The 14,088-nt window shown below is 69.1% G+C and carries 10 protein-coding genes; 3 read left to right on the top strand and 7 right to left on the bottom strand.

What is annotated here, in order from left to right; genetic code table 11:
- Nucleotides 1-48: 48 nt before the first annotated feature.
- Complete coding sequence (locus FEZ32_RS10490) at nucleotides 49-528, top strand: hypothetical protein (protein ID WP_028703307.1); 480 nt, start codon at nucleotides 49-51, stop codon at nucleotides 526-528.
- Between the two features lie 61 nt (nucleotides 529-589).
- On the opposite strand, the gene trpS is transcribed toward FEZ32_RS10490, so the two are convergent.
- The 3 genes from trpS to FEZ32_RS10475 form a co-directional block, all read right to left on the bottom strand.
- On the bottom strand, nucleotides 590-1,705 hold the full coding sequence (gene trpS, locus FEZ32_RS10485) for a tryptophan--tRNA ligase (protein ID WP_138680561.1): 1,116 nt from the start codon (nucleotides 1,703-1,705) through the stop codon (nucleotides 590-592).
- A gap of 175 nt (nucleotides 1,706-1,880) precedes the next feature.
- Nucleotides 1,881-2,684, bottom strand: a complete 804-nt coding sequence (locus FEZ32_RS10480) for a PHP domain-containing protein (protein WP_236082247.1) — start codon at nucleotides 2,682-2,684, stop codon at nucleotides 1,881-1,883.
- A 103-nt stretch (nucleotides 2,685-2,787) separates the two neighbouring features.
- Complete coding sequence (locus tag FEZ32_RS10475; RefSeq protein ID WP_138680924.1) at nucleotides 2,788-7,479, bottom strand: NAD-glutamate dehydrogenase; 4,692 nt, start codon at nucleotides 7,477-7,479, stop codon at nucleotides 2,788-2,790.
- A gap of 146 nt (nucleotides 7,480-7,625) precedes the next feature.
- Between FEZ32_RS10475 and FEZ32_RS10470 the strand changes: the two genes are divergently transcribed.
- Nucleotides 7,626-8,108, top strand: coding sequence for a DUF2505 domain-containing protein (locus FEZ32_RS10470; RefSeq protein ID WP_028703310.1), 483 nt, complete (start codon nucleotides 7,626-7,628; stop codon nucleotides 8,106-8,108).
- A gap of 72 nt (nucleotides 8,109-8,180) precedes the next feature.
- On the opposite strand, the gene FEZ32_RS10465 is transcribed toward FEZ32_RS10470, so the two are convergent.
- A complete protein-coding gene (locus FEZ32_RS10465) occupies nucleotides 8,181-8,699 on the bottom strand; it encodes a DUF6912 family protein (RefSeq protein ID WP_051238382.1) in 519 nt (172 codons plus the stop codon).
- Nucleotides 8,700-8,879: 180 nt separating this feature from the next.
- On the opposite strand from FEZ32_RS10465, the gene FEZ32_RS10460 reads away from it, so the two are divergent.
- Nucleotides 8,880-9,428 carry an Rv3235 family protein gene (locus FEZ32_RS10460; protein WP_126412636.1) on the top strand — a complete coding sequence of 183 codons (549 nt, stop codon included), beginning with the start codon at nucleotides 8,880-8,882 and terminating at the stop codon, nucleotides 9,426-9,428.
- Nucleotides 9,429-9,441: 13 nt separating this feature from the next.
- Here FEZ32_RS10460 and secA read toward each other — a convergent pair whose 3' ends face one another.
- From secA to hpf, 3 genes are all read right to left on the bottom strand, one after another.
- Complete coding sequence (gene secA / locus FEZ32_RS10455; protein ID WP_476692232.1) at nucleotides 9,442-12,219, bottom strand: preprotein translocase subunit SecA; 2,778 nt, start codon at nucleotides 12,217-12,219, stop codon at nucleotides 9,442-9,444.
- Nucleotides 12,220-12,371: 152 nt separating this feature from the next.
- Nucleotides 12,372-13,304: a winged helix-turn-helix domain-containing protein gene (locus FEZ32_RS10450; RefSeq protein ID WP_244937853.1), complete on the bottom strand. Its 933-nt coding sequence runs from the start codon at nucleotides 13,302-13,304 to the stop codon at nucleotides 12,372-12,374.
- Nucleotides 13,305-13,420: 116 nt separating this feature from the next.
- Nucleotides 13,421-14,035, bottom strand: a complete 615-nt coding sequence (gene hpf / locus FEZ32_RS10445) for a ribosome hibernation-promoting factor, HPF/YfiA family (RefSeq protein WP_414973639.1) — start codon at nucleotides 14,033-14,035, stop codon at nucleotides 13,421-13,423.
- Between the last annotated feature and the right edge of the window lie 53 nt (nucleotides 14,036-14,088).

Raw genomic sequence — 14,088 nt, 5'->3', positions numbered from 1 at the left:
GGGCATCGCTGCGACAGCGACCGGACCGACACCCCGGGGAGGTCTCCCATGCCCGCCACACCACGTCCCCCGACGGAGGGACACGCGTGGGTGTTCTCCTCCCATCTGCGGCACCATGTGCGCCACCTGGCGGCCTCCACCGGGGTGCCGTGGCGGGTCATCGCGCTTCTCGCCGGGGTGCCCAGCGGCACCGTCAGTGCGATCATCGGACCGACCGGCCGGCCACGGGCGCGGATCCGCGAGGTCGACGCCCGGCAGCTTCTCAACCTCACCTCCGAGGCGATCCTCGCCGCCGAGCGGACCACGGTACCGGTGACACCGACCGTGCACCGGATCGAGGCTCTGGAGGGGGCCGGCCACGGCCGCAGCCAGATCGCCCACTACCTCAATGTCAGCCAGGCCGAGCTGGATCTGCTGACCTCCGGACGACTGGTCACCTGCACCCTGATGGTCAGGGTGCGCGCCCAGGCGGCGTGCGAGGCCCACGGGCTGTGGTGGTCGGAGCCCGACTCCACCCGGGGCACCTGAGATCCCCGAGCGCCGTCGTCCGCGGCGACGTCACAACCTCTGCTGCGGCGTCGGAGCTGGATCAGTAGACCATCTTCATGGCGTGACGGACCTCGTCGAGGGTCTGGTCGGCGATCGCTCCGGCCTTCTCGTTGCCCTCGTGAAGCACCTGGCGCAACTGTCCCTCGTCGGCGACCAGCTCGGCCCGCCGTGCCCGGATCGGTGCGAAGTGGTCGTTCAGCGAGCTGGTGAGACGCTTCTTGAGGGTTCCCGATCCGCCATCGCCGATCTCCTCGGCCACCTGCCGCGGGGTGGTGCCCTCGCACAGCGCGGTGAGCAGCACGAGGTTGGACACCTCGGGACGGTTCTGCGGGTCGTAGCTGATGTGACGATCGGCGTCGGTCCTGGCCTTCTTGATCAGCGCCGCTGTCCGGTCGGCCGACATCCCGATCTCGATGGTGTTGCCGCGCGACTTGCTCATCTTGGTGCCGTCCAGGCCCAGCACGTGCGGGGTGGCCGACAGCAGCGCCTCGGGCTCGGGGAAGACGGGGTGTTCGGGATCGACGCGGCCGTAGCGTTCGTCGAATCGCCGGGCGATCACCCGGGCCTGCTCGATGTGGGGCAGCTGGTCCCGTCCGACCGGGACCAGGTTGGCCTTGCAGAACAGGATGTCGGCGGCCTGGTGGACCGGGAAGGTGAGCATCAGGCCCGACATCGGGCGGTCGGAGTTGGCCAGCTCGTCCTTGACCGTGGGGTTGCGGCGCAGCTCGGCCTCGGTGACCAGGGACAGGAAGGGCAGCAGGAGCTGGTTGAGTCCCGGCAGGGCCGAGTGGGTGAAGATGGTGGTCCGCGCGGGGTCGATGCCGATCGCCAGGTAGTCGGCCACCGCCGAGAGGACATTCTCCTGGATGTCGCCGACGCCGTCACGGTCGTAGATCACCTGGTAGTCGGCGATCAGCAGGAAGGACTCGATCCCCATGTTCTGCAGTCGCACCCGGTTGGCCAGGGAGCCGAAGTAGTGCCCGATGTGCAGTTTGCCGGTGGGACGGTCCCCGGTGAGCATCCGCCAGTTCTCCGGGTGCTTCTCGAGGTCGGCCTCGACCTTGTCGCTGCGCTCCTGGGAGCGCGCCAGGGTGGCCTCGTTGGAACCCTCCCCGGACTGCGGGTGGGTGCCGGACTCGGAGGAGATGTCGGTCATGAGTGTCCTTTCAGGCGCCCCCGTCGGCGTGCGCGCGAACGGCCGCCTCAGGGCGGCCGTTGATGGGGGTGAGAGGTTCAGGGCCGCGCGCAGCGGCGCCACCAGCAGCAGCGGGGCGCGGGGGCGGGATCCATGGACGACACTGTACCAAGGCGGCACCCCGGCAGGTACTCCGCTACACGGCGCTGCGCCACAGCAGCCCGCCGCGCATCTGGATGCGGGTGCACAGCTCGCGGTATGCGGTCTCCCGGGTGGTCTCGCAGCCCAGCTCGTGGTCCTTCTTGCCGCTGCCGTGGTAGTCGCTGGACCCGGTCCGGATGAGCCCCAGGCGCCCGCCGAGGTCGAACAGCAGGGAGCGTTGCTCGGGGGTGTGGTCCGGATGGTCCACCTCGATCCCCTCCAGCTGGTGCTCATGGGTCAGAGCCGCGATGGTGTCCGGGGTCAGGACGGCATCGGCCCCCCGGGCCCAGGGGTGGGCCAGCACCGCGGCGCCACCGGCCCCGTGGACCAGGTCGACCGCCCGGGTGAGGTCGCAGGAGTAGCGGCGGACGAATCCGGGTCGGCCCTCGTTCAGCCAGTCGCGGAAGGCCTCGTCGCGATCGGCGACGTATCCCCTGGCGATCATCGCGTCGGCGACATGGGGGCGTCCGATGGTGGAGGCTCCCGAGGCTGCGGTGCGAACGTCCTCGAGGGTGATGCCGATTCCCGCGGCGCGCAGCGCCTCGACCATCCTCAGCAGCCGTCCGGTGCGGGAGTTGCGGAGCAGTTCGAGCTCGGCGAGCAGGTTCGCGTCGTCACGGCGGCACCCGTAACCGAGCAGGTGGATCTCGTGATCCCCGAGCTGGCAGGAGACCTCCAGACCGGGCAGCACCTTGACGCCGAACCGGGGTCCGGCGGCCATCGCCTCGCCCAGCCCGTCGAAGGTGTCGTGGTCGGTCAGTCCGACCACCGCCAGCCCGGCGTAGGCCGCTCTCATCACCAGTCGGGTCGGCGAGTCGGTGCCGTCGGAGACCGTGGAATGTGTGTGCAGATCAATCCGCATGTCCCACCTCCATCACGAGGACGCTGCCACGATGGGCAGGTCAGGATCCCTGGCCGCCACCATGGCTGACCAGTGACCCCAGACTACGCACCACCACCGTCAGCTGCGCCAGTCCGGGGTCGTCGCCGATTCTGTCAACCATCTGCCGGACCTGCAGCTCGGCGTCGCGAAGGTCTCCGGTGGCCCCGGTGGCCAGCGACTGCTCGACCGCCCCGCCGACCGCGTTGAGCAGGTCCTGCCTCAACCCGGCCACCGCCATCGCGTCCCACACCCGGCGCTGCGGCAGACCGGCCAGCAGGTCGGTGAGCCGGTGCAGGCGGATCTGCTCGGCGAGCAGGAAGTAGCTGTGCGAGACGTCGTCCAGATCGACTCCGGTGCGCGCAGAGATGTCGATGGCCGACAGCAGCACCGAGGCCCAGTGGCCCACCGAGACCGCGGCCGCCAGGTCGGTGGGCAGTCCCTGCTCGGTCAGCTCGTGGCGTCGGGCCCCGATCTGCTCTCCGACCACGCCGGGAGCCCGCTCGAGGCCGGACACCAGCCGTGCGGCGCCGGACTCGAACCGGGAGGCGACCGCCGCGGGGCCCTCGGCCAGCGCGGCACTGCCGCGGTGCAGCAGCCAGCGGGTGGTCTCCTCGACCAGATCGCGCAGCACCAGTCTGAGCCGTGTGGTGGTGGCGGCGTCCAGGCCGGCCGCGGTGAGAGCCTCCTCGGCCGCGGCGATCCGGAACACCCGCCGGGCGGCGACCTGGGCGGTGATGATCTCGTCGGGTCCGGCCCCGGTCTCCTGGTGCAGCCTCAGGAAGGCCGACAGTCCCTGGGCGTCGACGAACTCGTTGACCAGCACCATCGTGGTGATCTCGCGGTGCAGCCGGTGAGCGGGCATCGCCCGGGCGAACTGGCGGCGCAGCGGCGTCGGGAAGTAGTCGATGAGGACCTCTCCAAGATGGGGGTCGTCGGGCAGACCGGTCGCCAGCACCTCATCAGCCAGGGCGATCTTCGTCCAGGCGAGCAGGGTGCTCAGCTCGGGGCTGGTCAACCCGTCTCCCGAGGTGATCCGGCGGTCCATCTCGGAACGCGACGGCAGGGTCTCCACGGTGCGGTCCAGGTGGCCGGCGTCCTCCAGCTGCTGCATCCACGCCTCGACCATCCCGACCCGTTCGCGGATGTGCGCCGAGGCGCAGGCCAGGGCGATGTTCTGGGATCTGTTGTGGGCCAGGACGAGGCCGGCGACCTCCTCGGTGAGGGAGGCCAGCAGGGTGTCGCGGTCCTCGCGGTCCAGGCGCCCGGCCGCCACCTCGGCGTCGAGCAGGATCTTGATGTTGACCTCGTGGTCCGAGGTGTCGACTCCGGCGGAGTTGTCGATGAAGTCGGTGTTGATCCGGCCCCCGGCAAGGGAGTACTGGATCCGGGCGGCCTGGGTCCAGCCGAGGTTGCCCCCCTCCCCCACCGCCCTGGCCCGCACCTGTCCGGCGGTGACCCGCACGGCGTCATTGCTGCGGTCGCCGACCTCCAGATCGCTCTGGGTGTCGGCCCTCACATAGGTGCCGACTCCCCCGTTCCACATCAGGTCCACCGGTGCCTGGAGGATCGCGCGAATGAGTCCGTCGGGAGTGAGCGCGGTCACATCGTCCTGCAGTCCGAGGGCCGCTCTCATCTGGTCACTGATCGGGATCGACTTGGCCGACCGTGGCCAGACCCCTCCGCCGGCCGAGATCCTGGCGGGGTCGTAGTCACGCCAGCTGGAGCGGGGCAGCTCGAACAGTCGTCTGCGCTCCAGCCAGGAAGTCTCAGGATCGGGGTCGGGGTCGACGAAGACGTCGCGGTGGTTGAAGGCCGCGACCAGCCGGATGTGGTGGCTCAGGAGCATCCCGTTGCCGAACACGTCCCCGGACATGTCGCCGATTCCCACGCAGCTGAAGTCGTGTGCGGACTCGTCGAGGCCCAGCTCACCGAGATGGCGTCTCACCGACTCCCAGGCACCCCGGGCAGTGATCCCCATCGCCTTGTGGTCGAAGCCGTGGGAGCCTCCCGAGGCGAATGCGTCACCGAGCCAGAAACCGCGCTCCACGGCGATCTGGTTGGCCTGGTCGGAGAAGCTGGCGGTGCCCTTGTCGGCGGCCACCACCAGATAGGGGTCGTCCCCGTCGTGGCGCACCACCCGGTGCGGGGCCACCACCGCTCCGTCGACGATGTTGTCGGTGAGGTCGAGCAGGGCGCCGATGAAGATCCGGTAACAGCGAAGTCCCTCTGCCGCCCAGCCGGCACGGTCGACGGCCGGGTCGGGCAGCCTTCCGGGGTGGAACCCGCCCTTGGCACCGGCAGGCACGATGACCGCGTTCTTGACCATCTGGGCCTTGGCCAGTCCGAGCACCTCGGTACGGAAGTCCTCGGGGCGGTCCGACCAGCGGATCCCGCCGCGGGCCACGGCACCGAATCTCAGGTGGGTGCCCGACACGGTCGGGGAGTTCACGAAGATCTCGCTGCGCGGACGCGGCCGGACGGCGAAGTCCAGCTCCGCCGGGCAGATCTTGAACGCCAGCGCCCTGGTCACCGGCCGGCCGTTGTCGACCGAGTGCACCGGCTGGTAGTAGTTCGTCCTCTTCATCGCGGCCAGCACCGCCCACATCATCCGCAGGATCCGGTCGTGGTCGAGGCTCACCACCTCGTCGAGCTCGGCATCGGCGGCGCCGCGGACCTGTGCCATCGCCGCGAGCCTCTCGGGGCCCGGACCGTCGGTGTCCTCGAAGCGGTCCGGGTCGAAGCGGGTGGCGAAGTAGCTCACCAGCCGGCGCGCCACCGGCGGGTTGGCGATCAGCGCCCGGGCCATGTAGGTCTGCGAGAAGGACACCCGCAGCTGACGCAGGTACCGGGCGACAGCGCGCAGCACCCCGACCTGGCGGGCGCTGAGAGCCGCCGCGGTGACCAGCCCGTTGAAGGTGTCGGGCTCCCCGGTCCCGGTCCAGGAGGCCTCGAAGGCCTCGGTGAAGCGGTGCCTGTCGGCGGCGGTCCAGCCCTCGGCACCCTGCACCGCCAGGCCCAGGTCGAACAGCCAGACCTCGGCCCCGCGCAGCAGGATCCGGTGGGGGTGCTCGTCGATCACCTCGACCCCCAGACTGGTGAGGTGGGGCATCACCTGCGACAGGCTCATCGCCGAGCACCGGTTGAACACCTTGAGGCGAAGGTCGGAGGGGTCCTCCGGGTCATTGGGCCGGTACATCACCAGCGCCAGCTCCCGGTCCTCGGGGGTGGTGTTGAGCAGTTCGAGGTCGAGCAGCCCCTGGCGCGGGGCGAACTCGGCCCGGTAGTCGGCGCCGAACTCGATGCCGCGCCGATCGGTGGGCATCTCCTCCACCAGGTCGCGGAAGTCGTCCTCCCAGTTGCGCACCGCCTGGGCGACAGCCTTCTCCAGGGCCGCGACGTCGACCCTGGGCAGGGGCTGACCGGGGGCCATCGTGGCGGTCACCATCACCCTCACCAGGGCCGGCCCGGCCATCTCCATCTGGGACTCGACCTGTGCGGCGCCGGTCTGACGACGGACGACCTCCTCGGTGATGGACCGGCTGTGGGGCCCGTAGCAGTCGCGCGGGATGAAGGCCATCACGTGGATGAACCGGCCCCACCGGCCGGGGCGCACCAACACCCGGGTGCGTCGTCTCTCCTGCAGGTCGACCACCTGCTCGACGAGCGGGGCGAGCTCGTCGGCGTCGGCCTCGAACAGCTCGTCGCGAGGGTAGCCGGTCAGCACCCGGGTGATCGCCTTGCCGCCGTGGGACTTCATCGGGTATCCGCTCAGCGCCAGGATCCGGGCCGCTTTGGCCCTCAGCACCGGGATCCTGCTCACCGGGTCGGTGTATGCGGTCTCCCCCAGCAGACCGAGGAAGCGGTGCTCCCCGACCAGCCGGCCGTTGGCGTCGCGGATCCGCACCCCGATGTAGTCGCGGTAGTCGTTGCTGCGCACCCGGGCGCGCACCGAGTCCTTGGTGACCACCAGAGTGGCGAGGTCGTCGTCACCGGCCAGGGCGTCGAAGCGGTTGGCCGGCCAGCTCTGCCGGGCGCAGATCCCCAGCGCGGTGCCGGGCACCGGCTCGACGACTCCCTCGGTGATCGAGAACTGCTGGTAGCCGAGCATCAGGAAGTTGTCCTCGGCCAGCCAGTTCAGCAGTTCGACGCTGGAGTCGCGGTCATCGGAGGGGGCGGTCGATGCCCCGACCTGGCCGGCCACCCATGCCATCCGTTCACTCATCGCCGGCCAGTCGTCGGTGGCCCTCACCACCTCGGCCAGGCAGTCGTCGAGTTCTGTGCGCAGCTGCTCGGCGGCCTGCCGAGGAGAGTTCCCCAGGGCCGGCGCCGCCTCGATGTGCACCCAGGACTCGTCCCGCCCCTCCACGGCCCCCTGGGTCGAGACGCCGACCAGCCTGCCCTGCTCGTCGCGCCGCACTCCCAGGACCGGGTGGATCACCTCGCCGATGCTCCACCCCAACCTGTCCAGGGTGACCAGAATGGTGTCGACCAGGAAGGGCCGGTCGGCGGTCACCACCTCGATGATCCCGGCGTGGCGTGGCACCCAGTCGGCGCGCGCCTCGATGCGGATGCGCACCTGGTCGGGGTCCAGCCGGGCAGCCAGAACGAGTTCATTGCGGATCATCCGGGCGAGGTAGTCGGGCGACCGCGAGGCCAGGTCCGAACCGCCCAGATGCTCCAGGAATGCGGGCACCAGTCGTTCGGTGTCCATCTCGAGATCGTCCACCGGTCCACACTCCTTCGTGCTGATGGGTGACTCATCCCACACTAGCGACGATCCTCGCCCTCGGGAATGGAACGCCCGGCGCAGATCGGGTGAGGGTGACGCCGCCGGTCCGGGGTGCCAGACTGGGAACCATGGACATCAACACCAGCGCACAGTTCGCGGCCGACCCGAACACGGTCTGCGCGATGATGACCGATCCCTCGTGGTGGCAGGACGTCTACCGCCGGATCGGTGCCACCACCAGCGATGTGACGGTCACCGACACCGGCCTGAGCCTCGATCTGGCTCTGCCCGCTCCCAGTCAGGTCAAGAAGTTCGTCGGGGAGACGATGGCCGCCCACCAGGACCTCAGCTGGGGTCCGGCGGCCGACGACGGGTCTCGCAAGGGGACCCTCACGATCACCCCGAAGGGTCTCCCCGCCAAGGCCGTCGGCCATGCCGATCTCGCGGTCGGGGGCCCCGGCAGCGTCATCACCTACACCGGTGAGTTCACCGTCTCGATCCCGCTGGTGGGCCGCAAGCTGGAGTCGACGGCGGGCCCCTACATCACCCGCGCCTTCGATGTGCAGCAGGAGGCCGGTAACGACTACCTGAGCGCCCGGTCGGCCCAGTAGGGCGTCCCGGCAGCCTCACATCGGGCAGCCTCATACCGGGCAGTCCCGCACCACGGTGTCCACAACGCAGTGTCACACCGTGGTGTGAGGGTCGCTGGCCTCCTCGGGCAGCTCCTCGGTGATGTCGTGCCAGGACAGCTCGTGGCTGGCCAGCAGGCTCTGCACGGCGACGTCGCTCCAGGCGTCGTCAATGACCATGCCGGCGATCGCCCCGGCGACCGGAGCGCTGACGGCGTCGTCCTCGTCGGCGAACCAGGCTGTGATGGCGGAGGGCTCGAGGCGGGTGACGGTGACTCCCCCGTTGTCGACCTCGCCGTTGGCGGCCAGGACCGAGTCCTGGACCTGGGCGACCAGGACCAGGCGCCTGCCGAAGCGGGCCAGACCCCAGATGGAACCGATCACCATCGCGGCCCGCTCGGCCTCCTCGTCGCCGCCGCTGCTCAGGTCGAGCACCGACCGCAGCTCATCGGTGACGGTGAACCCCTGCAGGTCGGTTCCGCCCTCCTTCAGCAACTGCCGAGCTCCCCGCGCATCGGTGGGCAGGAAGACAAGTCGGTGTGCGTCTCGTACCGGGCTGCTGGAAATCGCCATGGATGAAAACCTCCTGGAACTGTGAACTCATCCACGGTAGCCCGAGCCGGAAAACATCTCGACCCGCGGACCTCAATCGTCCAAGGGTCGAGATGCCCGGGACTTGTCCACAGCCGGGATTGTCCACAGATCGGGTGACGTGCTCTGGTCAACCGAACCGCCATCGGTTGGACTGTGCCCATGACAGCGCTCATCCCCAGCCCAGCACCGCTCGGACACATCCTGGCAGCGGCGGAGGGGGTGCTGCTCGAGCAGGTCGCCGACTGGCTCCCCCGGCCCTCGCCGCCGCGTGACCTGTCGCTGACCGACCAGGACCCGCTGCCGCTCGACGACGACGGGGCTCCGGACCGCGACGACCCCCCGACGATCGACCTGCGCCATCCGGAGAAGCCCGCCGCCCGGGCCTCGGCCGCTGCGGTGGCCGGGGCGATCCTGGAGTGCCTGGCGGGACACCGACCCGCCAGCCATCTGCGCATGCTGTGCACCGACCAGGCGTTGTCCCGGGTCCGCCGATGGCCCCGGCGGACGGGCTGGAGACGGGCGCGAGTCACCGCCGTGCCGGTGGTCAGGCTGGCCCGGGACCAGGTCGACGCCGTCGTGATGATCGCCCTGGCGGACCGCCATCTGGCGATGTCTGTGCGGCTGAGGAGGTACGACGAGAGGTGGCTGGTGGACGACGCCCAGCTCCTGCTCACCGAAGGGGTGAGCGAGGCCCTCCAGGCACCCTGAGTCGCGCCTCGTCTCAGGCGGCGGTTCCGCCGTCCTTGCCGTGGCAGTGCTTGAACTTCTTGCCCGACCCGCAGGGGCACTTCTGATTGCGCCCGACGTTCTGGAAGCCGGCCGGCCGCGAGCCCTCGTCCTGCTCGGAGTCATCGGTCTCATCGGTGTCGCCGGTGAGCTCCTCGTCGGACTCCTCGGGGCCGCTGTAGGCCACCGATGCGCCGCCCAGGGCGGCCCGGCTGCCGGCCGTGGCGCCGGCGCCCACCAGACTGTCGGCGGTGACCGGAGCCCCGTCCTGCCCGGTGATGACCCCGACCTTGGAGGGTGCCGGAGCCTGGATGTCCAGGTTGAACAGGAACCCGACCACCTCCTCCTTGAAGGCGTCCATCATCTGGTTGAACATCTGGCCGCCCTCCCGCTGGTACTCCACCAGCGGGTCGCGCTGGGCCATCGCGCGCAGTCCGATGCCCTCGCGCAGGTAGTCCATCTCGTAGAGGTGCTCGCGCCACTTGCGGTCCAGCACGGTGAGCAGCACCTGACGCTCGAGCTCGCGCATGGTGTCGGCCCCCAACGACTCCTCCCGGGCGTCGTAGGCGCTCTGGGCGTCGGCGACGAAGGCCTCCACCAGCTCGTCCTGGTCCTCGCAGTCGACGAAATCGGTCTTGTCGATGGACACCGGGTAGATGGTGGCCATCTCCTTCCACACGTTGTCGAGGTCCCAGTCCTCGGCATACCCCTCGGTGAGGTTGCGCACCGCGGTCTCCACCACCCGGTCGGTGGTGGCCCGCAGCTCGTGCTCGACGTCGGCGCCCTCCAGCACCTTGCGCCGGTCGGCGTAGATGGCGTGGCGCTGACGGTTCATCACGTCGTCGTACTTCAGGACGTTCTTGCGCATCTCGAAGTTCTGCGCCTCGACCTGCTTCTGGGCGCTCTCGATCTGACGGGAGACCCACTTCGACTCGATCGGGACGTCGTCGGGCATCTTGAGGGTGACCATCGCCCGCTCGATCACCTCGGGCTTGAACAGCCTCATCAGCTCGTCCTGGAGGGAGAGGTAGAAGCGGGACTCGCCGGGATCGCCCTGACGTCCCGACCGTCCTCGAAGCTGGTTGTCGATGCGCCGGGACTCGTGACGCTCCGAACCGATGACGTAGAGCCCACCCAGCTCCATCACGTCCTTGTGCTCGGACTCCGACTGCTTCTCGAACTTCTCGAGGGTGTTCTTCCAGGCGATCCGGTAGGCCTCCTCGTCCTTGACCGGGTCAAGACCCTTGTCGCGCAGGTCGATCTCGGTGAGGAACTCGGGGTTGCCACCGAGCATGATGTCGGTGCCACGGCCGGCCATGTTGGTCGAGACGGTCACCGCTCCCTTGCGCCCGGCCAGGGCGACGATCGCCGCCTCCGACTCGTGGTGCTTGGCGTTGAGGACCTTGTGCGGGACGCCGGCCTTCTTCAGCTTGGCGCTCAGCAGCTCCGACTTCGCCACCGAGGCGGTACCGATGAGGATCGGCTGACCCGCCTCGTGGCGTTCGACGACATCGGCGATGATGGCGTCGAACTTGGCCTCCTCGGTGCGGTAGATGAGATCCTTCTGGTCCTCGCGGATCATCGGCTTGTTGGTCGGGATCGGAATGACGCCCAGGCCGTAGATCTTCTGGAACTCCGATTCCTCGGTCTTGGCGGTGCCCGTCATGCCGGCCAGCTTGTCGTACATCCTGAAGTAGTTCTGCAGGGTGATGGTGGCCAGCGTCTGGTACTCGTCCTTGATCTCGACGTGCTCCTTGGCCTCCAGCGCCTGGTGCAGTCCCTCGTTGTAGCGGCGCCCGGCCAGTGTGCGGCCGGTGTGCTCGTCGACGATCAGCACCTCTCCGCTGGAGATCACGTAGTCCTTGTCCCGGTGGAACAGCTCCTTGGCCTTGATGGCGTTGTTGAGGTAGCCGATCAGCGGGGTGTTCTCGGACTCGTAGAGGTTGTCGATGCCGAGCCTGCGCTCCACCTTCTCGATGCCGGGCCCTAGGACCGAGATGGTGCGCTTCTTCTCGTCGACCTCGTAGTCGCGGTCGCGCACCAGCTTGGTGACGATGCGGGCGAACTCGGGGTACCACTGCTTGTTCTCCTCGGCGGGACCCGAGATGATCAGCGGGGTCCGGGCCTCGTCGATGAGAATCGAGTCGACCTCGTCGACGATCGCGAAGTGGTGGCCCCGCTGGACGCAGTCGTCCAGCGAGTTGGCCATGTTGTCGCGCAGGTAGTCGAACCCGAGCTCGTTGTTGGTGCCGTAGGTGATGTCCGCCTGATAGGCGGCCTTGCGCTCCGTCGGGTTCATCTCGGTGAGGATCGCCGAGGTCTCCAGGCCGAGGAAACGGTGCACCCGCCCCATCTGCTCGGACTGGACTCGCGCGAGATAGTCGTTGACGGTGACGACGTGGACGCCCTTGCCACTCAGGGCGTTGAGGTAGGCGGGCAGTAGGCCGACCAAGGTCTTGCCCTCACCGGTCTTCATCTCGGCGATGTTGCACTCGTGGAGGGTGGCGCCGCCCATGATCTGCACGTCGAACAGGCGCTTGCCCAGCACCCGCTGGCCTCCCTCGCGCACGGTGGCGAAAGCCTCCGGGAGAAGCTTGTCGAGGTCCTCCCCGTTGTCCAGGCGCTGCTTGAGATCGGCGGTCTGGCCCGACAGCTCATCGTCGGACATCTCGGAGTAGTCCTCCTCGATGCTGTTGACCTGGGAGACGATCCGGTTGAGATGCCGGATCACCTTGCCTTCGCCGGCATGCAGCATGCGATCCAGTGGGTTCACAGGGATGGTCCTCCTCCAAGGATGAATCAGTCGCTCGCGCCGCGGACGCTGACGACCTTGCTCGCACCCAGGTGGCAGGTCGCGAGCCGCCCTCCATCCTAAACGCTGGGCCGCCAACAACCCAGCGCAGACTCATCCCGGGCCGGTGGGAATCAGCCCAGGGCCACCGCCAGCTGCCCGGCCAGGTCGCCGACGCCGGCCACCCTGATCCGATCGAGCCGTCGCCAGCTCGCGGCCACCGACAGGTGATCGGCCAGAGCCCGGGCTACCGCCGACCAGCCGGGGAAGTCGGGACTCCGCTCGGCCCCGGGCTCGCGCCAGACGGCGGCCACCTCGAGCTCCCCGATCTGACGGCGGGCCCTCAGATCGACCCGGGCCACGAAGTCCTGGCCGAGCAGGAAGGGCAGGCTGTAGTAGCCGAAGATGCGCTTGTGCTCTGGGACGTAGATCTCGATCCGGTAGTCGAGGTCGAACAGTCTCAAGGCCCGCGGCCGGTGGAAGATCAGCGGATCGAAGGGGGAGACCAGGGTTGCGGCACCGATCCGTCTCGGGACGGTGGCCCCGGCCCGCATCCACCAGCCGGCCTGGCCGTCGACGGTGGGCGGCAGCACCCGTTCAGGGAGTGCGTAGACCTTCTCGAAGGAGGCGGTGCGACCCGCCACGGCCACCCGGCCGCTGCGCCAGGCCCATTCCAGGGCGGTCTTGGTCTGTGACCAGTTCCATCCCCAGCTCTCGGGGTGCATGCCGCGCTCCCCCGCCGAGACCTGCCGGGCGGTGGCCGGGCGGCGGGCCAGCTGTGCGACCACCTCGTCGACCAGATCGGGGCGCTCCTGACTGATTCTCAGCATCTCCCCCCAGGCCTCCTGAACCGCGCTGGCCTGCCGGTGCCGCAGCGCCGGCTCCAGGGTGATGTCGACCAGGCTGGCAACGTGGGCCCAGGTCTCGTGGAGCAGCGGTCTGCGCCCCGTCGACGCGTCCACCAGGAGCGCCGGATCATAGCTGCCGCACCGGGTGAACAGCGGCATCTCGTGGGCGCGGGCGAAGACGTTGACCGAGTCCACCTGGAACAGCGCCAGACGCCGCACCGTCCGGGACAGGGCCGCACGATCGACCCGTGCGGGTGGTGTGCGGCCCAGCCCCTGGGCGGCCAGGGCGAGCCTGGCCGCCTGACGGCGTCTCAGAGCACGCGCGACGTGCTCGGTCAGCGGGCCTTCTCCAGATCGAGATGGATGACGCCGAAGTTGTACCCCTTGCGCCGCCGGTAGACGACGCTGGGGGCCTTGGTCTCGGCGTCGACGTAGAGGAAGAAGTCGTGACCGACCAGCTCCATCTCGTCGAGGGCCTGGGCCAGGGTGAGCGGGGCGCCCGGGAAGACCTTCTCCTTCACGTACAGCGGACCCTCGCCGGTGACCTCGACGTCACCGGCGATCCTTCGGGTGGGGATGATGTCGCGTGCATCATCGGTGATCTCGTCGGCAGGCACATCGAGCACCTGGGAGACCCGCAGGCCGCGACGACTGCGTCGTCGGTCGGCGGCCTTGGCCAGCTGGCTGCGCATCCGCTCGGAGGCCTTGTCGAAGGCGACCATCTTGTCGGCCGCCTGGCCGACCGCGCGCACCACCGGGCCGCGGGAGCGCAGGGTGAGCTCGCAGGTGGTGGCCTGGTCCTTGGCACCCTTGGTGTCCTGCACGGTGAAGACCACCTCCACCCGCTGGACCCGGTCTCTCAGCTTCTCGACATTGGAGATGCGATCCTCGACCTGGCTCCTGATGTCATCACTGATCTTGCAGTGCCGGCCAGAAACGATGACGTCCATATCGACCTCCTGTGGTCTGTGCCGGATGGGCTCCGGCGCATATATACGAATGG

The organism is Acidipropionibacterium jensenii, assembly GCF_005890135.1.
Lineage (GTDB): Bacteria > Actinomycetota > Actinomycetes > Propionibacteriales > Propionibacteriaceae > Acidipropionibacterium > Acidipropionibacterium jensenii.
This window is presented reverse-complemented; position numbering and strand designations above follow the sequence as displayed.